General features: G+C 44.7%; 19 protein-coding genes. 7 read left to right on the top strand and 12 right to left on the bottom strand.

Annotated features, from left to right (window positions below; all coding sequences use genetic code 11):
• Window positions 1-34: 34 nt before the first annotated feature.
• The 11 genes from F3I09_RS30735 to F3I09_RS30685 all read right to left on the bottom strand — a co-directional run bounded on the left by F3I09_RS30735 (window position 35) and on the right by F3I09_RS30685 (window position 12,264).
• Entirely contained in the window at window positions 35-493 is a 459-nt protein-coding gene (locus F3I09_RS30735) for a regulatory protein RecX (protein WP_149698887.1), read from the bottom strand.
• Between the two features lie 63 nt (window positions 494-556).
• Window positions 557-2,908, bottom strand: a complete 2,352-nt coding sequence (locus F3I09_RS30730) for an ATP-dependent helicase (RefSeq protein ID WP_149698886.1) — start codon at window positions 2,906-2,908, stop codon at window positions 557-559.
• A 177-nt stretch (window positions 2,909-3,085) separates the two neighbouring features.
• Entirely contained in the window at window positions 3,086-3,586 is a 501-nt protein-coding gene (locus F3I09_RS30725) for an RNA polymerase sigma factor (protein ID WP_106600349.1), read from the bottom strand.
• A gap of 711 nt (window positions 3,587-4,297) precedes the next feature.
• Complete coding sequence (gene rpiB, locus F3I09_RS30720; RefSeq protein WP_149698885.1) at window positions 4,298-4,759, bottom strand: ribose 5-phosphate isomerase B; 462 nt, start codon at window positions 4,757-4,759, stop codon at window positions 4,298-4,300.
• A gap of 109 nt (window positions 4,760-4,868) precedes the next feature.
• Window positions 4,869-5,720, bottom strand: coding sequence for a twin-arginine translocase subunit TatC (gene tatC / locus F3I09_RS30715; protein WP_149698884.1), 852 nt, complete (start codon window positions 5,718-5,720; stop codon window positions 4,869-4,871).
• Between the two features lie 792 nt (window positions 5,721-6,512).
• On the bottom strand, window positions 6,513-7,790 hold the full coding sequence (locus F3I09_RS30710; RefSeq protein ID WP_223233444.1) for a hemolysin family protein: 1,278 nt from the start codon (window positions 7,788-7,790) through the stop codon (window positions 6,513-6,515).
• Between the two features lie 74 nt (window positions 7,791-7,864).
• Entirely contained in the window at window positions 7,865-8,428 is a 564-nt protein-coding gene (gene gmk / locus F3I09_RS30705; RefSeq protein ID WP_149698883.1) for a guanylate kinase, read from the bottom strand.
• A 127-nt stretch (window positions 8,429-8,555) separates the two neighbouring features.
• Window positions 8,556-9,869: a UDP-N-acetylglucosamine 1-carboxyvinyltransferase gene (gene murA / locus F3I09_RS30700; RefSeq protein WP_149698882.1), complete on the bottom strand. Its 1,314-nt coding sequence runs from the start codon at window positions 9,867-9,869 to the stop codon at window positions 8,556-8,558.
• Window positions 9,866-10,591 carry a DUF4290 domain-containing protein gene (locus F3I09_RS30695; RefSeq protein ID WP_149698881.1) on the bottom strand — a complete coding sequence of 242 codons (726 nt, stop codon included), beginning with the start codon at window positions 10,589-10,591 and terminating at the stop codon, window positions 9,866-9,868. The genes murA and F3I09_RS30695 overlap by 4 nt, the downstream gene beginning before the upstream one ends.
• A 184-nt stretch (window positions 10,592-10,775) precedes the next feature.
• Window positions 10,776-11,702 carry a tryptophan 2,3-dioxygenase family protein gene (locus tag F3I09_RS30690; RefSeq protein WP_149698880.1) on the bottom strand — a complete coding sequence of 309 codons (927 nt, stop codon included), beginning with the start codon at window positions 11,700-11,702 and terminating at the stop codon, window positions 10,776-10,778.
• Window positions 11,703-11,796: 94 nt separating this feature from the next.
• Entirely contained in the window at window positions 11,797-12,264 is a 468-nt protein-coding gene (locus tag F3I09_RS30685) for an Lrp/AsnC ligand binding domain-containing protein (RefSeq protein ID WP_012788686.1), read from the bottom strand.
• Window positions 12,265-13,413: 1,149 nt separating this feature from the next.
• On the opposite strand from F3I09_RS30685, the gene trmB reads away from it, so the two are divergent.
• The 6 genes from trmB to F3I09_RS30655 all read left to right on the top strand — a co-directional run bounded on the left by trmB (window position 13,414) and on the right by F3I09_RS30655 (window position 18,073).
• Window positions 13,414-14,121: a tRNA (guanosine(46)-N7)-methyltransferase TrmB gene (gene trmB / locus F3I09_RS30680; protein WP_149698879.1), complete on the top strand. Its 708-nt coding sequence runs from the start codon at window positions 13,414-13,416 to the stop codon at window positions 14,119-14,121.
• On the top strand, window positions 14,093-14,302 hold the full coding sequence (locus tag F3I09_RS30675; protein ID WP_149698878.1) for a DUF5522 domain-containing protein: 210 nt from the start codon (window positions 14,093-14,095) through the stop codon (window positions 14,300-14,302). Before trmB ends, F3I09_RS30675 begins: the two co-directional genes overlap by 29 nt.
• Before the next feature lie 145 nt (window positions 14,303-14,447).
• Window positions 14,448-14,891: an IPExxxVDY family protein gene (locus F3I09_RS30670; protein WP_149698877.1), complete on the top strand. Its 444-nt coding sequence runs from the start codon at window positions 14,448-14,450 to the stop codon at window positions 14,889-14,891.
• 76 nt (window positions 14,892-14,967) lie between these two features.
• Entirely contained in the window at window positions 14,968-15,198 is a 231-nt protein-coding gene (locus tag F3I09_RS30665) for a 4a-hydroxytetrahydrobiopterin dehydratase (RefSeq protein ID WP_149698876.1), read from the top strand.
• A 17-nt stretch (window positions 15,199-15,215) separates the two neighbouring features.
• A complete protein-coding gene (locus F3I09_RS30660) occupies window positions 15,216-17,297 on the top strand; it encodes a histidine kinase (protein WP_149698875.1) in 2,082 nt (693 codons plus the stop codon).
• A gap of 20 nt (window positions 17,298-17,317) precedes the next feature.
• Window positions 17,318-18,073, top strand: a complete 756-nt coding sequence (locus tag F3I09_RS30655) for a LytTR family DNA-binding domain-containing protein (RefSeq protein ID WP_149698874.1) — start codon at window positions 17,318-17,320, stop codon at window positions 18,071-18,073.
• A gap of 66 nt (window positions 18,074-18,139) precedes the next feature.
• Here the strand turns inward: F3I09_RS30655 and rho are convergent, their stop codons facing one another.
• Window positions 18,140-19,831: a transcription termination factor Rho gene (gene rho, locus F3I09_RS30650; protein WP_370512673.1), complete on the bottom strand. Its 1,692-nt coding sequence runs from the start codon at window positions 19,829-19,831 to the stop codon at window positions 18,140-18,142.
• Window positions 19,832-20,329: 498 nt separating this feature from the next.
• On the opposite strand from rho, the gene asnS reads away from it, so the two are divergent.
• On the top strand, window positions 20,330-21,769 hold the full coding sequence (gene asnS, locus F3I09_RS30645) for an asparagine--tRNA ligase (RefSeq protein WP_149698873.1): 1,440 nt from the start codon (window positions 20,330-20,332) through the stop codon (window positions 21,767-21,769).
• The last annotated feature ends 194 nt before the right edge of the window (window positions 21,770-21,963 follow it).

The raw sequence follows: 21,963 nt of genomic DNA, 5'->3' as shown, positions 1-21,963 counted from the left end.
ACTTCGTTTAAAAACTATGAAAATTATCCGCTATCTATCCGGGTTCTTTTGCGATTTGTTCAACGATGTCCTGGATCAGCTCCGGTTCGTACCCTTTCTGGAGCAGGTATTGCATGGTTTTATACTTCCTTTTGAGATACTGTTCTCCCTTCAGAGAAGCATATTTCTTAGCTGCCAGGCTGCTTAAGGTCTTGTCATAGTCTGCATCATCGATCTCCTCCATGCCCTTCCTGATACAATATTCAGATACCTGCCGCTGCTTCAGCTCTACCACTATCTTCTTCCGGCCCCACTGTTTTGTACGGAATTTTCCCCCGGCAAAGGCGCGGGCAAAGCGCTCTTCGTTCAGGAAATTCTCCGAGATCAGGTCAGCAATAGCTACATCGATCTCTTCACCACGCAGCCCCAGCTCGATGCACTTGTATTTTACCTCGCTGTGGCAGCGCTCCTGGTAAGCACAATAATGACGCAGTTTCAGTATGGCGGAGGACATATCGGTATAAATAAAAGCTGCAAGAGACGGAGCTTCCTTCTCTTGCAGCCAGTTATAGTACGGTTATTTTTTAACGATCATCAGGCGGGCGTAGTTCAGCATGATCTTCTTTTCGCCGCCACCCTTAGGGAAGTTCACCGTAGCAATACGGTTGTTCATCGGTCCTTCGAGGGTATGGATGGTGCCAAAACCAAACTTCTGGTGTTCCACTTCCATGCCTGGCTCCATAATAGCCGGATCATCCGGGGTAAAGTTGGGAGAAGGTACATGGTTGCCGGGGGCCGCGTTTGGAACAGGTCTTGGCGCAGGACGGGGACCTGCTGGCTGCTGTGCTGCCTGGGGCGATTTCTTCTGCATGCGGTCAAACATGTTGCCACCGCCACTGTTGCCCCATAAGCCGTTGCCGCTATTGATTGGGCTACGGTTCACATTTCCGCCGCCGGCATAACTGCGGTCGATGTATTTTTCAGGCATCTCTTCCAGGAAACGGCTGGACTCATTGTTTACCAGCTGTCCGAAACGATACCTGCTATTCGCATAAGTCAGGAACAGGCGGGCTTTCGCACGGGTGATCACTACATAGAACAGACGGCGCTCTTCCTCCAGTTCTTCCCTGGAGTTGATAGACAGGCCGCTTGGGAAGAGGTTTTCTTCCAGCCCTACAGAGAATACCACCGGGAATTCCAGCCCCTTCGCTGCGTGGATGGTCATCAGTTTCACTACATCGCTATCCTCATCATTCCCTTTATCTGCATCTGTCAGCAGGGTGATCTGCTGCAGGTAGCTACCCAGGGATTTCTCTGATTCCACCAGCTCACCGTCTTCCGTAGGTGTTTCGGTAAATTCCTTGATGGAGTTCAGCAATTCCTGGATGTTCTCGTAACGGGCCAGGCCTTCTGTCGTTTTATCGTTGAACAGTTCCTTTACAATGTTGGTAGATTTACCAACCTGTAAAGCAATGTCATAAGCATTATGTTTCCCCAGCATCGCCTGGAAGCTGCGAACCATGATCACGAAACTCTCTATGGCTTCCAGTGTACCGGATTTAAACCCGAACTCCTGCGCCCTTTCCAGTACATTCCAGAAAGTGATATTCTGATCATTGGCCAGAACAGATACCTTATCTACCGTGGTTTTACCGATGCCACGCACCGGGTAGTTAATGATACGTTTCAGGCTTTCCTCTTCCTGCGGATTGGTAACGATACGCAGGTAAGCAATAAAGTCCTTGATCTCCTTACGCTGATAGAAGGACAGGCCTCCGAAAATGCGGTAAGGGATCGCTTTACGGCGCAGGTTTTCCTCAAAGGCACGGCTCTGGGCATTCGTACGGTACAGGATGGCAAAGTCCCTGTTGGCGTAATGATTGCGCAGTTTCTGCTCGGCGATGGTATCTGCCACGAACTTACCTTCCTCATTGTCGGTCATGGTGCGCACCAGTTTGATCTTTTCCCCGTCGGCATTGTCTGTCCAGAGGTTCTTTTCAATCTGGCCCTTGTTATTGGCGATCACCTCGTTGGCTACATTGAGGATGGATTTGGTACTACGGTAGTTCTGTTCCAGTTTCACCACCTTTGCATCCCCATAGTCCTTTTCAAACTGGAGGATATTCTGGATGGTAGCACCGCGGAAGGAATAGATACTCTGGGCATCGTCTCCCACCACACAAATATTTTCATGGGCAGCGCCTAACAGCTTGATGATCTCGTACTGGGCAGGGTTGGTATCCTGGTACTCATCGATCATGATATATTTGAACTTGTGCTGGTATTTATGTAGTACTTCCGGGAAGCTTTTCAGCAACACATACATTTTGAACAGCAGGTCGTCAAAGTCCATGGCGCCGTTCTTAAAGCAACGTTTGGCGTACATATCGTACAGCTTTCCGGTAAGCGGTCTGTTGGCCCGCATATCTTCCTGCTGAACGGCATAGTCATGCTGGTACTCCTCAGGCCCCATAAGGCTGTTTTTAGCCGCAGAAATGCGGTTATATACTAAGGCAGGCTTATAGTGCTTATCGTCCAGATTCTGCTCGTTTATGATGGTTTTAAGCACGCTTTTGGCATCATCTGAATCATAGATGGTAAAGTCGTTCGGATAACCGAGACGATGTGCCTCCGCTCTCAGCAGGCGGGCAAATACCGAGTGGAAAGTACCGATGTAGAGGTTACGGGCTTCCGTACCTCCCAGGATCTTTTCCACACGCTCTTTCATTTCGCGGGCGGCCTTATTCGTAAATGTAAGCGACAGGATATTAAACGCGTCTACCCCGTTGCGCAACAGGTGTGCGATACGGGTAGTCAGCACTTTGGTTTTACCAGAGCCGGCGCCAGCCACAATCATCAGCGGTCCATTGATATGTTCTGCTGCTTCGCGTTGCCGCTCATTCAATTCATCTAAATAATTTGCCTTCATTCGATTTATTAAAAATCCCTGTCTTTCACCCGGGAAATGATGTTTGAATATTTAAAAGGGAAGGCATAAAATTACGAAAGAATGCATAAAGGGAGAAAAGGAAAAAGGAGAAAGGACACAGACCTGCTGCCACGCGTGATTTCCGCGGGCATATCCTTTCCCCTTTTCCGGAAGGGGTCAATATCTTGCAATACGTGATTTTAACATTTTACGGGCAAAATGAATGCGGCTTTTTACTGTCCCAAGAGGCTCATTTAACATAGCTGCTATTTCGTAATACTTATACCCTTCAAAATAAAGCATGAAAGGCTGTTTAAATATTATGGGGAGGTTATAAACCGCCATATGTACATCTTTGATGCGCAGATTGGTCTCTGCAGAATTACCGATGCAGGGTTGTTGCTGATGCAGCAGATATTCTCCGGCGGAATTATCCAGCAAGCGGAACTGCCTGTTCCCACGCCGGTAATTGTTGATGAAGATATTGCGCATAATTGTATACAGCCATGCCCTGATATTGGTCCCTGCCAGGTATTTATCCCGATTGGCCAGCGCCCGGAACAGCGTTTCCTGGTAGAGGTCTTTCGCAGATTCCGAATCTTTCGTCAAGGTAACTGCATACGGTCTGAGAAAATCGGCATTTCCCAGCAGCAACGTATTAAATTCTGTGGATGACATAATGGTGATAGTTTAAGCATCTGAAATAATTGTTGATTCAGCTGATAAACCTGCTTTAAGGGAAACAGTTATTGTTGTAAATGTCAATTATCATATGTAAGGGTGTTAAATTGTACAAACAGTTTATCAATTCATGTGCGCAGAAATGAACATTCGAATGATACTTGGGGGAATAATAACTGACGGCTGCTTTCTCAAACTAATAGTACACTTTGCTACATTGTCCACATGTTATGTAATACAGAAAATAGATTGTAACTGCGTTCGGGCATGACCTGCCTGAGACTTTCCGGAAAAGTCAGGACTACGCCACCTAATTACTAGAGGTGCTTCCATAAAATTTTATTTTTTTGGTTAGTGTACTGGGGGAATACTGTGACTCTCTCTTACGGTTCCTGAATTGTTTTCTTATTTTTTCTTAACTGATTTCCTTTTCCCGATTTTCAAGTATCTGATTTGTTAGGTGCAAAAAATGATCTCTTAGTTTACTTTATTGGGTCTATCAAATACTTAAACACACACATTGAATATGCTAATGCAATACGAACTAAAAACATCCAACTGACTGACTCTTAACACAATTTAATGAAAGCAATTGTATTTACCAAAAAAAGGCGGGGTTATAATATATAAATAATAAACGCCGATTATCGCTTTTTCTATATAGCGGTAATCAGCGTTTGTTATCATGTAAGGCTGACCTTGTTATGCTTACAAACAGGCTATTTTTCTCACTCTGTTTTCATGACGACCACCTTCAAATTGTGTATCAATGAATACATCTACAATTTGTTTTGCAACACTATCATCTACAAAACGTGCAGGAATACACAGTACGTTCGCATTGTTGTGAGCACGCGCCAGGCGCGACAATTCCTCTCCCCAGCAGATAGCGGCCCGTATGCCCTGATGTTTGTTTGCCGTGATGGCAACACCGTTACCACTACCACATACCAGGATACCAAAAGCTGCCTGCTCCCTTTCTACCAACGTGGCTACCGGATGTGCAAAATCAGGATAATCTGCAGCATCGCTTGAATGTGCACCCACATCCTTTACTTTCAGTCCCTTGCCTTCCAGGTAAGAGATAATCTCTTCTTTATATTCAAATCCTGCATGGTCAGAGCCTACGGCTACCGGCAGCGTAAGATTAAATAATGGTTGTGATGACATAAAACAAAAATTTAAAAAGTGAAGCAAAGACTTAGAAAGCCCAACGCGGAATATCCTATGTGATTTCACAAGGGACATTCCGCGTTATGCCTTATTAACACGCGTCAGATTAAGACCATTCTTCTACTTCGTTCTCTGCCTTCTCCATTCCTTTCAACGCTCTACCTGAAATATAAATACTTATTTCGTATAAAAGATACAATGGCGTAAATACTATCAGCTGATCTATCACATCCGGAGGTGTGATAACGGCTGCCAGTACCAGTATCACTACTATCGCATGCCTTCTGTAAGTACGCAGGAAAGCCGGAGTGATGAAACCGATCTTTGTCAGGAAGAAAACCAGGATCGGTAACTCAAATAACACCCCCATCCCTAATACGATCTGGGTCATCAATCCAAAATAATCGTCAATGAAAAACTGGTTGACCGCCTTATCTGTAACAGTATATCCCGCCAGGAAGTTGATGGTAAAAGGCGCCATCAGGAAATAACTGAAGGCAATACCCAGGAAGAACTGGAACGATACCCAGAAAATGATACCCCGTGCACCTTTTAATTCACGCTCCTTCAGGGCTGGTTTAATGAAGCTCCAGAACTCCCAGAAAATATAGGGGAACGCCACTACCAGGCCGAATATAAATGCGAGTTTGAACTGCAACATCACCTGACCTACCAGGATGTGGTTCTGAAAGACGATGGGCACAGGTGTGATACATAATTTATCACCTAATCCAACCAGGTGGCCCAGCTTACATAAGGCCACATATGAAGGGAAATTAGCGTTTGTTGGGCCAAAGATCACATCGTCCAGTATTTCTTTGGTATACACAAATCCGAAAATGCTCACTACTATCAGCGCAATGATCGAACGCACTATATGCCAGCGCAGGTCTTCCAGGTGGTCAAAGAAAGACATCTCTGCTTTCTCCTCATTATTTGCAAAAATTTTCTTGAACATATCTTAAGTCGGGCTGTGAATGTTTTATCCTAAGGAGCACAAATATAGCTGTTGCTTCCAAGAAAACAGAGCAACTACCCCTATTAGTACAAAGTTTTAAGGGAAATTAAAGGTAAGCGGTAGCTAAGGAAGATCAGTGAGAAAATGCAGGGGATAAAGGGAATCAGGTTAAATTCCTGGGGGGAAGCTCGCGTAGACTAATTTAGCCACCAGGCGAATTGTGCATTTGTAGCCCCGGTGCCAACCAGGGGATAATAGCAGACGATAATTATGTATTAAGGAACAATCTGTTTGAGGTAGGGCAAAAAAAAGAGCCAGCCCGAGAAGAATCAAGAGCCGGCCTTTCATCCATTGTTTGTTAACCCCAAAAAAGTTGAATTCGAGAATGTCTTTAGTTTCCAGATTCACATTGCATCCGATTGATGGCAAGCTTTCAAGATGTTTGTGTTTCTGGTTACTTTTAAATTTCTATCACAAAAATAGAAAGAAATATGTTATTATCAATGTTGTAACAATTTTTTTTACATCCTTTTAACAAAAATCAAATCATTGTGTTACATCATCTGCAGCAAATGTATAAAATTCGTGTTAATTACCTACTACTTTTTTTAAATCGTTTTAGCAGGCTCGATGCTTAATCACACTGCAAATATATTAAAAAAATAATAACAATATCAATTCTTGATTTCTTTTCTTTTATAAAAAAGTAGTAAGTTCTCCTAAATAGTTGACATTTAAGCAACTAAAAAACTTGATACAAAGATGAAAAAAATCAATTTATCCTGAAATTCCTTAGAGGACCTTCATTTTCACCATTTCTATCCTCGTTTCCGTCACATTCAGCACATCGAACTCATAATCGTCGATGATTATTCTTTCTTTCAGACGGGGGATTTTTTCATGGTGATTGATTACGTAACCGGATAAAGTCTCGCTTTCATCTTCCGGAAAATCAAATCCATATTTTTCATTCAGGTAATCCAGCTCCAGCCTGCCGGAGAAAATATATTCCTTCTCTGCGATCTGTTTTTCCACGAATTCTTCCACATCATGCTCATCCTTAATCTCTCCAAAGATCTCCTCCAATACGTCCTCAATAGTCACAATACCAGCCGTTCCACCGAATTCATCCACCACCCAGGCAATGCTCCTGCGCTCTTTGTTGAATTTGCCCAGGAGGTCGATAGCGCTCATTGTTTCAGGCACCGCCAGGATCGGGTGAAGAATAGTGGAAATTTCCGCAGGACTTTTGAACATATCCAGCTGATGAATATATCCCAGGATATTATCTATCGTGTTTTCGTAAATAATAATCTTGGAGAGTTTCGTCTCCATAAATTTTCGCTGTGCCTCTGAAATCGGCCTACTGATCTCCAGCGCTTCAATTTCCTTACGGGGTATCAGACAACCCCGGATCTTCACATGCGCAAGTGACAACGCATTTTCAAACAACTCGGTATTCAGCTCCTGGTTCTCCGTTACATGTTGTTGTGACTGACGGATGAAATGCTCCACATCCACCCGGGGGAAAGTAGTAGCAGTTTCCACTATACGCACATTGAACAGATATTTCAGGATCCACTCGGAAATAGACACAAGCAGGCTGCCTATCACATACAGTGGTTTGGAGATCACGGAAACGGGTAAGGCAAAAAAGCTTAGTAATCCTTCCGGACGGGAACGGAAAATAGCACGGGGAATAAAAAAGCCAAAGGTCAGCAGGATCAGCGTACCGAATATAACGTCAATGAACAGAAATATCGGCTGCTGGATAGTGTTCTGCTGGGGGGGCAACATGAGGTTCCATATGGGCTGCAGGAAGCTATGGAACATGATCCCAAATATCACCACAACAATAGTTAATCCCAACAAACTGGTTGCCAGAAAGCGGGAGGGGTTGTCATTAAAGCTGGCCAGTATTTTACCGGTAGCCCGCCCCTGCTTCTTTTTCAGCTCAATGCTCAACTTGTTCACATTGGCGAAAGCCGTTTCCAACCCGGCGAAGAAACCCGCCAGCAATACCAGTATGGCCAGGATCAGGAGTGTATAAGTATCCATAATATAGTTCAAAAGTAAGGAATTATAGATTCCACATAATAAGTACGGTCATTCCTTATACAAAGATTGCACCGGAACATCATGTGTCACTGCAGGAATCCGGTCACCAGCTCCTTTACTGCTGCATATGCCGTTTCCAGATCATCGTTCACTACAATTTCATCAAATTCATGGGAGAATGACAGCTCATACCGGGCCTTCCCCAGCCTTTCCTCAAGGGAGGCCTGTGTTTCCGTACCGCGTTCGCTGAGACGTACCCGTAGGGTCTCCAACGTTGGTGGTGCAATGAAAATAGTGAGTACACCGGTATGATATTTCGCTTTTATGGACAGCGCGCCTTTCACATCAATATCCACCATCGGCACTTTTCCGTCGTCCCATATGCGTTGCAACTCACTTTTCAGGGTACCATAATATTTCCCCGCATATACCATTTCATATTCCGCGAAAGCGTTATCATCTATTTTCTGATGGAAATCGTCCAGGGATAGGAAATAATAATCTTTCCCGTGCACCTCTGTTTCCCTGGCCGTACGGGTAGTAGCTGAAATAGAAAATGCAAGCTGTGGCATTTCAGACAACAGCTTCTTTACAATGGTGGTTTTACCTGCTCCGGAGGGGGCGGTGATAATGATGATCTTATTGGTCATGTTCTACTGCTAATTATCATGGTTCCGCTATAAATCACAAGCTGCAAGCGACTGGTGCGGGCATCGTACCATATGAAATATGATCGTTCGCGCCAATCTCTTGCAGCTTGCAATATTCCTTATAATATCAGACTCTTTTGATATCCGCACCGAGTTTTCTCAATCGTTCATCGATGTATTGATAACCGCGGTCTATCTGTTCAATGTTCTGAATAGTGCTCTTTCCTTCTGCGCTCAGTGCGGCGATCAGCAAAGATACACCCGCACGGATATCCGGTGATGACATGGTGATGCCCCTCAGTGCATGCTGTCTTCCCAGACCTATCACCACGGCACGATGCGGATCGCACAATACGATCTGTGCTCCCATATCTATCAGTTTGTCCACGAAGAACAACCTGCTTTCAAACATCTTCTGGTGGATCATCACGCTGCCTTTTGCCTGTGTGGCCACTACCAGCACAATACTCAGCAGGTCAGGTGTGAATCCGGGCCATGGATGGTCGGATATGGTGAGAATGGATCCATCCAGGAAAGTCTGGATCTCATATTTGTCCTGTGCAGGGATGTAAATATCATTATCCCTGATCTCCAGCTCAATACCCAGCTGACGGAATTTCTCAGGAATAATGCCCAGGTGTTGCACTCCGGCGTTCTTGATGGTGATCTCGGACTGTGTCATAGCAGCCAGTCCGATGAAGGAACCGATCTCGATCATATCCGGCAGCATGGCATGGCTGCATCCTTTCAGGGAAGGTACGCCCTGAATGGTCAGCAGGTTGGAACCTACTCCTGCAATGTTGGCGCCCATGCTGTTCAGCATTTTACACAACTGCTGCAGGTAAGGCTCGCATGCCGCATTATAAATAGTGGTCACTCCGCTGGCCATCACTGCCGCCATTACAATGTTGGCAGTTCCTGTTACTGAAGGCTCGTCCAGGAGCATATAAGCACCTTTCAGCCCACCATCTCCGGCTTCGAGGCGGAAGTAATTATCATCATTATCGTATACAAATTTGACACCCAGCTTCTCAAAACCGATAATATGGGTATCCAGTCTGCGACGTCCTATCTTATCGCCGCCCGGTTTGGGAATATATGCTTTCCCAAAGCGTGCCAGCAAAGGGCCGGCTATCATTACCGAACCTCTCAGCCTGCCTGATTTCTTTTTGAATTCTGCACTCTCCAGGTAAGGAAGATTGATCTGGTCAGCCTGGAACTCGCACGTATCACGGCTGATCCTGTTGATTTTCACTCCCATGTCTCCCAGCAACTCGATGAGCAGATTCACGTCAAGTATATCGGGAATGTTGCTGATGGTCACTTTTTCGGCTGTCAGGAGGACAGCGCTTATGATCTGTAAAGCTTCGTTTTTGGCACCCTGGGGCACAATTTCCCCTTTCAGACGGTTGCCGCCTCTGACTTCAAAAGCACTACTCACTTGTTCCTATTTTTATTGTATTTGTTGTTACTGTGCTTGTTACTGCTTTTCCCGCTGTTGTTCTTGAACTTGTTCTGCTGGAAGTTCTTACGTTTGTTACTTCCACTGCCGCTACTGCTGCCACTTGTACGTGGGAGGAACTCAGCGCTTGTATTGAAGTTAGGTGCGTTGGCAATTGCAGCTGCACTTGGAGGAGGCGTATAACCCGGCTGGAATTCCAGCTTGCCATCCGTGATGCTGTTTAACTCTGCCTTGATAGCATCATCATGCACACTTTCCTTGTGCCAGTTGCTATAAGCCAGTTTCATGTAGTTGCCTATACATTGGGTGAACCCTTCTTTCTTTTCAGGATTATCCTCACTGATCGCTTTGTCGATCACCATCTCCAGGTTTTTACCAAAGTGACGGTTACGTGGATACTTCTTAGGGTATGTTAAACGTTCCGGTTTCGCCCTCAGAGTCTCTCTTGTAGGAATCGGATATGGAGATTCCACGTCCAGTCTGAAGTCGGATATTAAAAACAAATGGTCCCATAGTTTATGCCTGAAGTCCTCCACATTACGCAGATGAGGATTCAGCGTACCCATCAGCTCAATCAATGACATAGCATTCCTCTGACGGTGCTCTGCATCCTCGATATTCAGCACATATTCTATCATCTTCTGGATATTCCTTCCGTACTCCTTCATTATCAAATGGTTACGGGTTGTATTATATTCCATATGGCTAATTAAAAAATAATCTTAGTGTAAATTTTGAAAGGTAAGATCTGCTTGCGCATTCACAAAGCAACAAAAAGCTGATTGGAGAACATCTTTGTACCTGGTCTTCTGCCAGGACGGAATGACTTTTAATGTGAAAGCTACCGTTCTATGCAAACATACCAAAAATAATACTAATTAAGAATTATTCGAACGCCAGTTTCCCCCAGTTTTCGAGCTCTTCTTCTGTCCAGATCTCAGGGAAGAAGACAATTCGCTTATGACGGGGAGGCAGGTACTGTTGCCAGTTGGTACCACCGGTCGCTGCAATATCCTCCGGCTTGCGGTTCAGGTATCTCACAGCGGACTTATAATGCATGAGCGGCCACTTCACGTTAATATTCAGGTCGTACTCCTTCAGCAGCGGCATTACCTCCTGCTGTACTTCCGGAGGTAACTGTTTATATCGCAGCTGCATGTTATTCTCCCGGTAGCGCTCTGCCAGGAACAGGAATTCATGCATATACTTCTGCTCGAACTGTCGCAGGGTCAGCGTTTTCTTACCGGTAGCCAGCTCCGTAGCCCCGCTGCGCCAATAGATATTATCCAGTACTTCGGATAGTTCTTTCCCTTTCAATCCCTCCCGCTGCTGTTCATACACGAGGTTTACCAGGCCTGTGGAACAGATCTCTATCTTACGGAATTGCCCGCTCTGGAAGCCACTGGCTGGCAACAGCGCCATCCTGAACTGCAGGAACTGCTGTTTGTCCATTCCTTCTACCATGATCTCAAAAGAGTTGATCAGGTTGCGGAAGTAGTTATTAATACGCTTCAGCTGCGTCTTAAACAGGTCTGCCGTTAGTACAGGCGCCTGACATACCTGCTCAATAGCCTGTAATGTCAGCTTGAAGTATAGCTCAGTGATCTGATGGTAAATAATAAAAATGTTCTCATCGGGTATAGGCGTGCGGGGATGCTGCAGGTTTAATAAAACATCCAGTTGAATATAATCCCAATAGGTAAGGTAATCCGCGTACAGGAGCCCGTCAAGATAAGAAGAAAGATCCTGACCCATAGCGGCATACTTCTCTTCCAGCCGCTTTATTTTATCGGCAATTTCTGTTGTAACCATAATAAATAAAATTAGTGATCCCTTCCCGGCTGCCAGATCATTCAGATGCTACACTACAAGATAAGCAGACAGGAAGGGGTGGCGGGGGTCCCCCTTATTCCACAACGTTGATAGTGCGGTAAAAGCTTTCTTCCAGTGAAATCAGTGTCTCAGTCCTCTCTATACCCTTTATTTTCTGTAGTTCATCATGTAATATCCTTCTCAGCTGGGTTATGTCCTTACAAATGATCTCTGCAAACATACTATAACTACCAGTGGTGTAGTTCAGACGAACCATTTCAGGAATCTTACGCAATTCTTTGGCCACAGTGTCATACATGGAACTTTTTTCGAGGTAGATTCCAATGAAGGCAATGACATCATAACCAATCATTTTTAAATCTACATGCAATTTTGTACCTTTAACGATACCCAGTTCTTGCAATTTCTTCATTCTAACGTGGATCGTGCCACCGGAAACGAAAAGCTTCTTCCCGAGGTCAGCGTAGGAGATTTCTGCATTATGCATCATTTCACTGATGATCTGCAAATCTAGTTTGTCAATATTCAAATTGTGGCTCATTTTTACAATTTGTTTTGGAATGTTTTAAACCTATATGCAAATATTTGAAAAATTTCGAAAATTCAAAAATTTTTCTTAAAAAATTTGCAAGAAAAGGGTTATGTCTTTAGATTTGCATCATAATAGTTCTTCAAACGGCGGTTTTCAACAAATAGTCAGCCTAAAAAACTGAATATAATTAAAAAAACACTGCAAATTATTGAATAACTAGCTCTTTAAATTGTGGGGTGATGAAACTGGCAGACATGCCCTCTTGTCTCGGGGGTGGGGATCACAGGATAAACACAACATAATGGGTTGACCACTAATCTTATTTGTGTTGCGGCTAACTGCCTCGTGGAGGTTCGACTCCTTCCCCTACAGCGATTTAAAAAAGCCTGTTCCGTTTAAAAGCGGAGCAGGCTTTTTTGTTTTTGGCCCCTGGGTTGTCACCCTCGCGCTACAAACACGCAGCCGCGCCTGGCAGGCTGATCTACGCGACCTTCCCCCCAGATTTTCAATTTGATCTCCTTTTTATTCCCGGCTATTCATCAACCTGGTTCAAAATATCCAGGTAAATTCCTGATATAATATATTTATCCACTATAAATATCCTTCTTCTATAAAACAGTACATAATAAGGTATTTATACAGTCTCTGTAAAGCTGCTACTATAGCGTGTTTCCTGAGATAACCCATATATAACCCATATATAAGCCATATATGACCCATATATAACCCATATTTAAGAGATATGGGTTATATATGGGTTATATATGGTTGGATAATGGTTTATAGATGAGTTATAGTAAAGAAAACGCCGATATATAACCAAACTTAGAAGCATATTAAAGCGAAGTCGGAGGAACCTGGGAACAACAAAACATAATAGGCTCCGGCAGGAGCCTCGTGTTTGTAGCCCGGGGTGATAACCCCGGGGGACCAGGAGAACAATAACGCATTCAACAAAACGTAATAGGCTCCGGCAGGAGCCTCGTGTTTGTAGCCCGGGGTGATAACCCCGGGGACCAGGAGAACAATAACGCATTCAACAAAACATAATAGGCTCCGGCAGGAGCCTCGTGTTTGTAGCCCGGGGTGATAACCCCGGGGCGGGTGGTACACCCCGGGGATTTTAGGGCGTCCCGGGAAAACATTATTTTTGCAGCGATGGGACAAAAGAAATTACAACGCTTTGCAGAAATTGAGACGTTTCCGAATGTATTAATATACCCGGAAGGCATGCCTGGAAAATGGCATACGTTCTACAAGAATAACCATCCACTGACACTGGAACTGGCCTGTGGTAAAGGAGATTATACACTGGGACTTGCCCGCCGCTACCCTGAAAGGAACTTCCTCGGAGTGGACCTGAAAGGCAACCGCATCTGGCGTGGCGCCAAGACCGCCCTGGAGGAACCATTACCCAATGCCGGCTTCCTTCGTACCCAGATAGATAAACTGGCCAACTATTTCGCCCCCGGCGAGATAAATGAGATCTGGATCACCTTTCCCGATCCGTTCCTGCGCAATTCCAAATCTAAAAAGCGCCTGACGCACCCAAAGTTCCTACAGCTGTACCAACCACTGCTGGCTAAGGATGGGACCATCAACCTGAAAACAGACTCGGCTGAATTATATGCCTTCACTCAGGAGGTGATCGCAGCGAGTGGCTGTATCTTAGTGGAGGATATTCCGGACATTTATGCCATGACGGAAGTGCCGCCGCTATTACAGATAAAGACGTTCTACGAAGGCATGCATCTGGAAGACGGCCGTACCATCAGGTACCTGAAATTCAGGCTGCCTGAAGCTCCGCTTGACTGGCGCGCCATAAAATTACCATCCGATGCCGAAGCCGTTGAAGGAGGGGATTGATTTCTATTACAATGAACACGGCTACATGGTGTTCACTGAACATTTCCTCCTTGAACGAGGCTATTGTTGTGGTAATGGCTGCATGCACTGCCCATACGCATATGAGAAAGTACCAGAACCTGCACGTACCGCCCTCCTTGCCAGCCGGCAGGCCAGAGACAAGGAAAAGCGGGATATCTGATGCAGGAATTGACGGTACGGAGGCACTAAAAATAAAGGATGACGGAATATTAAATTTTAAAGCCGTACTTTGGCTTCCAGGAAAGCAACAGGTAAAACAGACTAAAAACTAGGCCCCTGGCGCATACTGTATTAGAAATTATTATATGTCGGTATTAAAGTTAAAGCTGGACCAGGATCAACTGCTGGAAGATTTCTTTGAATCAACCCACGTTATTGGTATTGTGTCTTCCGCCCGCGACTATCAACTGTGCTGGCAGATTAATAACTTCATGCACCTTGATTTCCGGGTAAATAATTCCCTGGAAATTAACCTGGCCAAAAATAACAGGGCATTCTATTTCAGCGTTTTTGAGTTTGAGGAACCGACAAAATCGTCTGTTCATTATTTCTATAACAATCACTGTCAGGCAGAGTTTCTGCTGCCTGAACTGAAGAATGTAGACTACCTGTGGATGGTCAAAGGAGATTATTATCAGTTAGATGACGTTAAGAAACTAATAGATCAATTACGCCACGTAGAGCTTGTACAATTAGTATCTTTATTGGATATTAGAGAGATTAAAAATAAGATGAACCTCATCTTCTGACCGGTAACACCCCGGTCGTTCCTTCACCGAATTGCACCCGTGAACAAGGCTTGTTTCATGATTAAATTCTTTTGTTATGTGGGAAGAAAAAAAGAACCAACTGTATCGTTCCTTCGAATTTAAAAACTTCAGAGAAGCGTTTGCCTTTATGACAAAAGTAGCCCTTGTTGCTGAAAAGATGGACCATCACCCTAACTGGACAAATGTTTATAATAAGGTAGAAATATACCTATGTACACATGATGCGGGAGATGTGATCACCGAAAGAGACCATAAGCTGGCGAAAGCCATAGATGGCTTGTTGTAAAAATATATTAGCAGACAGTGATTCGTATTTATTTACTTTTCCTGTTGTTTTGTTACTCCATCAATGCTTCGGCGAATACACCCGCAAAAGATACCCTGGTAGCAGATTTCGATCATCTGCCTTCAGCTATTGATTTGCGGCCGTACGTTATGAGCCAGGAGGATAAAGGGGGATTACTAACACCACAACAGATTGTTTCGGCATCATTTAACCACAACTATCACCTATTCCATGTAGAGAAAAAGCATATTGGAAAAGGCAATAATTGCTGGCTGAAACTGCATGTGAAAAATGCAGGCAGCCATGATTCTTCACTGACACTCTTCACCGGCTGGCATGATGACATGAGCTGGTATGTGCAGGATACCACAGGAAGTCGTCCTCGCATGCTGATGCAGACCGGTCTGATGAAAGATCGCGGCGACGTGCGTCGCTGGGAGCATTACGGATTCAATGTGGTGGTGCCTCCCGGACAAACCCGTACTTTCTTCCTTCATATCAGTAACAAATATTATAACGAGAACGGGTTGATGCCCGTGCTTTTTAATGCCCTTCAGTACAGCCAGTTCCGCAGCAGTCAATTTGAATATTTCCGGGGAGAGAGTATCCTGATACATGTATTACTGGGCATGCTGCTGGTATGTCTTGCTATTGCAGTCATCAACTATATACAGCTGCCCGATAAATCATACATGTATTTTGCAGCATACATGCTGGGCCTGATCTTTTTCTTTACCCTGCGACTGGAAAGTCAGCCATACCAGCTGTCCGTCTTCTATCGCTGGCCCATGCTTAAGTATTATTGGGATGTTCCGGCTCTGTTGTTCTGCTTTTATCTCATGTACCTGGCATTCGGAAATACCTTCCTGAACCTGCAGGAGCGGTATCCTTTCATGGAGAAACTATTTACATCAGTAGCTGCCATCATTGGTGGTATCATCATCATCTGTTTCTATTGTATTGCCCAGGAACAATACCAGGTACCGGTAATGATCTACAGCTATGTATATATTTCTACTTTGCTCCCGTTCCTGGTGGTTTTCATAGCGCTGGCCAAACGTTCCCGGCATCATCCGCTGGTGCGCTTTTTCCTGTTTGGCTCCCTCTGCTTTTACATGGCGAGTTTTGGTTCCTTCCTGATGCTTATCCGTCCACTGGGGCTGATCAATGCATTAGGAGAAATGTCGGCCCCGTCCCTACTCATAGTAGCAGGTGTATTACTGCAATCCATGTTTTTCCTGGCAGGTCTTAGCTACCGGAATAAACTGGTACACCATGAAAGGACCCGTACGCAGGAACTACTCATCAAACAGCTGAATAAGAATAAAGAGCTGCAACACAAGCTGAATGAGCAACTGGAAGAACTGGTGAAAGAGCAGACCACAGAAATATTACGCAAAAAACAGGAGCTGGAAGAGCAACGCAAAATGCACCTGGAGACTGAATACGATAAAAAGCTGACAGAGATAGAACTGAAAGCTATCCGAGCACAGATCAATCCCCACTTTATTTTCAACTGTCTGAATTCCATTCAGCTCTTTGTGATGCAGCGGGATTTTGAATATGCGCAGAAATATCTGTCCGACTTTTCTTACCTGATCCGTAAAACACTGGACTTCTCCCGGCGCAATTTTATTTCCCTGGCAGATGAAATTGCCTATCTGAATACTTATCTTGGGTTGGAGAAGATGCGGTTTGAGCATAAGATGGAATACGAGATTATTGTCGATCCGGCCATTGCCACTTCAGAGCTGGAAGTACCTGCCATGTTACTGCAACCTTATGTGGAAAATGCAGTCAAATATGGGATGACCAACAGTAATCATCCGATCGGCAAGCTGTTGATACAGTTCAATCAGACAGATCCGGATATGCTGGAATGCCTGATAGAAGACAATGGTATCGGTATTATCCGCTCCAAAACATTGCGTACCCTGCCCAAACATCATCAGTCATCCGGTATGGAGATCAGCTTTAACCGGGCCGAACTGCTGAACAAAATGTACAATACAGGCATACATATCGACATCATAGACAAATCGGAAAATAATAATACAGAAAGTGGTACTATTGTAAGGATCCTGATTCCCCAACTCTAGCCATACAAGCATATTGGACTATGATAAAAGCTGTTATTATAGATGACGAGCGCAATAGCCGGGACATCATATCCCTGATGCTGGAGAAATATTGCCCCGATGTACAGATCGCAGCTACTGCATCTGACTGCGCAGATGGCATTGCCACCATTCACGAACATCAGCCCCAACTGGTATTCCTTGATCTTGAAATGCCGGATGGAACCGGCTTTGACGTGCTACTTGGTACTAAAGACGCGCCCCCCTTTGAAGCAGTGTTTGTGACTGCTTTCGAAAAGAAATTCCTCCACACTATCCGTTTCAGCGAAGTGGAGATCATTCTGAAGCCCATTGACAGGGAAAGCCTGATGATGGCCGTCAACAAGATCACCAGCCGTATTCATGCGCATGCCAGCACTACCCGCTATAAAGTGCTCCTTGAGAATTTTAACAGCGGCAAAAATATCAATATGGATCTGGTGATCCCGCTTACACAGCAAGAGGATATGATCATCCCGCTGAATATGATCGCTTATCTGGAGGCGAATACCGAAAAGTGTACTATCCACCTGGTGGATAAGGAACAGCTGCAGGCGGAGCGTTCATTCCGTTATTATACAGATCTGTTTGGCGTGCTGCGTTTTTATCAGATCAACAATCACCAGATGGTGCAACTTTCGCAGATCAGTAATATTGAGAATGATGGTAACAAGGTGTTGCTGAAAAACGGTGTAAAGCTGGAGGTTGCCGATCGAAGGAAAAAGGATCTTGTCAGTCACTGGAAACAGTACAGATAGCAATATAGATAAAAGAAAAGGCCATGTCAGTGACATGGCCTTTTCTTTTATCTGTGGATGGAGATATTATCCATTCATGGAGATCAGGAACTCCTCATTGTTTTTGGTTCCTCTCATGTGTTGCAGCATGAAGTGCATAGATTCTTCTGTATTCATGTCTGCCAGGTGATTGCGCAGGATGTGGATGCGCTTCAGGATATCTTTTTCCAGTAACAAGTCGTCACGACGAGTAGAGGAAGCAGATACGTCAATAGCAGGGAAGATACGTCTGTTGGCCAGTTTACGGTCCAGTTGCAGTTCCATGTTACCGGTACCTTTGAACTCTTCAAAGATCACCTCATCCATTTTGGAACCTGTATCGATCAATGCTGTAGCAAGTATTGTTAAAGAGCCACCGTTTTCGATTTTACGGGCGGCGCCAAAGAACTGTTTAGGTTTCTGCATAGCGTTTGCTTCCACACCACCGCTCAATACTTTACCAGAAGCAGGAGCTACGGTGTTATGCGCACGGGCGAGACGGGTAATGGAATCCAGCAGGATCACTACATCGTGTCCACACTCTACCAGGCGTTTTGCCTTCTGCAGTGCTATGGCAGATACTTTTACGTGTTTTTCAGCTGGTTCGTCAAATGTAGAAGCAATCACTTCTGCCTTTACACTACGTTCCATATCGGTTACCTCTTCCGGACGTTCATCGATCAGTACTACCATGAGGTATACCTCAGGATGGTTTGTCGCGATAGCGTTTGCTACTTCTTTCAGCAACATCGTTTTACCGACTTTTGGCTGTGCTACGATCAAGCCACGCTGACCTTTACCGATAGGGGTAAACAGGTCCATGATACGGGTTGAGTAGTTATTTGAAGTAGTAGTAAGGCGTAATTTTTCGAAAGGGAATAACGGCGTCAGATAGTCAAACGGAACACGGTCGCGAACTTCTTCAGGAGATTTACCATTGATAGTCTCAACTTTCAGCAGGGCAAAGTATTTCTCGCCTTCTTTCGGAGGGCGTACAGAACCTTTAACAGTATCACCTGTTTTCAGTCCAAACAATTTGATCTGGGAAGGAGAAACGTAGATATCATCTGGTGAACTGAGGTAGTTATAATCGGAGGAGCGCAGGAAGCCGTAGCCATCAGGCATCATTTCGAGTACACCTTCGCTGATAATTATACCGTCAAATTCTATATTAAAAGCAGGTTCTTTCTTATTTGTCGGAAAGCGCTGTTTCTGCGCCAGTACCGGTTCTTCCGGTATCACGAAATCGTCTTCGTCTTCTTCTTCCTCCTCTTCTTCTTCTTCAGCCACTGGTAAAGATGTAATTACATCTTCCTCTTCTTCTTCTTCTTCAGCATCTTCTGTGAATTGTGGAATGATCACATCATCATCATCGTCGAAAGTAAGAGAGGGGATGTCAAGGTCTATATCGAAGTTCTTTTTCTTTGGTTTGGTTTCCTGTGCTTTAGGTTCTTCGAGTTCAGATTCTTTTGTTTTTACGCCGCTGGCAGCTGGTTTCCTGCCGCGTTTCGGTTTTTCATCTGCAGCTGTGGTTTCTGCTACATGTGCTTCTTCAGCTTCTTCGTCTTTCTTTGATTTCCGCTTACGTGTTTTCTTTTCTTCTCCATTTGCCGGGTTACCTTCAGAGGCCATTACTGCCTGCTTATCGAGTATTTTGTAGATAAGATCCTGTTTGCTCAGTTTTTTGGCGTTTGGCACATCAAGTTTCTCTGCAATGTCAAGCAGCTCAGGAACGAGCATGTCGTTCAATTGTAAGATGTCGTACATCATCGTGTGTTGTCAAATTTAAAAGTGTTGTGAGGTGGGTACCACTACATACCAACATACACCAATTACAAATAATTGTTTTTTGAGTCCAATAAATTTAATCTGGTTATTAAATCTGATAGGGAATGTTGAGTTTAGGACTGCCGATGAAGATGGAAATTAGAACTTAATCAGGCAGATTATAACGCAAGATTAAAACAAGTTTCGCTATTATCCAAAAAAAATGCACTGCTCCAACCCCTTACAACAGCAGCCAGATAAGCTTCCATGCAGTACTTCCCCTTATAGAACCCTGTCCCATAGCCTGTCTATGGTATTGACGCTGTATATCTATCAACATTCCTGCCAAACAGCGCCTAACAGGTGGCTATTTAATTTAACATTTTATTGGCTCCCGGGCCCGGTGCCTCAATTCTCCCTATGCAGTCTGCTCTATATCTCTTAAATTTGCACACCAAAATTTATATTAATATGAGCCAAAGAGTGAAAGTCAAGCAGATACTGCAGGACGAAAAAACAGATTATCCTGTTGTGGTAAAGGGTTGGATACGGTCTTTCCGTAACAATCAGTTTATAGCGTTGAACGATGGCTCTACCAATAATAATATTCAGGTAGTACTGGACATGGATTCCGTTACACCGGAACTATTAAAACGTCTGACCACCGGGGCCGCTATCAGCGTATCCGGACAGGTGATTCCTTCTCTGGGTAAGGGCCAGCGCGTGGAAGTAAAAGCAATAGAACTGGAAATACTGGGAGACTGCGATCCGGAAAAATATCCGCTGCAGCTGAAAAACCGCCCCAGTCTGGAATATCTGCGTGAAATAGCGCATCTCCGTTTCCGCACCAATACTTTTGGCGCTATCTTCCGTCTCCGCCATTCCCTGGCCTTTGCAGTACATAAGTTCTTCAATGAGAGAGGCTTTGTATATCTGCATACGCCTATCATCACGGCTTCTGATGCAGAAGGCGCGGGAGAAATGTTCCATGTAACTTCCTTTGATATCAAAAATCCGCCACTGACAGAAAGCGGTGAAATTGATTATAAAGAAGACTTCTTCGGCCGTGCCACCAACCTGACCGTATCTGGTCAGCTGGAAGGAGAACTCGGCGCTATGGCCTTTGGTGATATTTATACCTTCGGCCCTACCTTCCGTGCAGAGAACTCCAACACAGCCCGTCACCTGGCGGAATTCTGGATGATAGAGCCGGAAATGGCATTTTATGATCTGGAAGACAACATGAACCTGGCAGAGGCTTTCATTAAATCCGTTATCGGCTATGTACTGGAAAACAACAAGGAAGACCTTGAATTCCTGGCGCAACGCCTGGCGGAAGAAGAAAAACAGAAGCCACAACAGGAACGCAGTGAAATGGGACTGATCGAAAAGCTCGAATTCGTACTGAACAATGAATTCATGCGCCTTACCTATACCGAAGCCATCGACATCCTGAAGAACAGCAAACCTAACAAAACCAAGAAATTCAACTACCTGATAGAAGAATGGGGCGCTGACCTCCAGAGCGAACACGAACGTTACCTGGTAGAGAAACATTTCAAGAAACCAGTGATCCTGACGGATTATCCAAAGGCTATCAAAGCGTTCTATATGAAACAGAACGAGGACGGTAAAACCGTAAGGGCAATGGATATTCTCTTCCCTGGCATCGGTGAGATCGTAGGTGGTTCACAGCGTGAAGAGAACTACGATAAACTCGTTACCCGCATGCAGGAAATGCAGCTGCCTGTTGAAGAAATGAGCTGGTACCTGGATACCCGCCGCTTCGGTACTGCACCTCACGCAGGTTTCGGTCTTGGTTTTGAAAGACTCGTGTTGTTCGTAACCGGCATGGGTAACATCAGAGATGTAATTCCATTCCCAAGAACACCGAAGAGTGCTGAATTCTAAATAAATTCTGAATTCATTGAGCAAGATATAAAGCGCCGTCTCTATAGGGACGGCGTTTGTGTTTTATAAACATCGTGGCGTATCATCCCACATTGATGTGCACTGATATGCGAGATATCATTACAGATTAAATGTATCGTTAGGCACCATATGCAATAGTTACATTGATACACCGATACGCCCTGGGGTTTTGT

The organism is Chitinophaga sp. CF418 (genome assembly GCF_900142925.1).
Taxonomy (GTDB): Bacteria; Bacteroidota; Bacteroidia; order Chitinophagales; family Chitinophagaceae; genus Chitinophaga.
The sequence above is the reverse complement of the archived record's forward strand: the minus strand, read 5'-3'. Positions and strand labels throughout refer to the sequence as shown.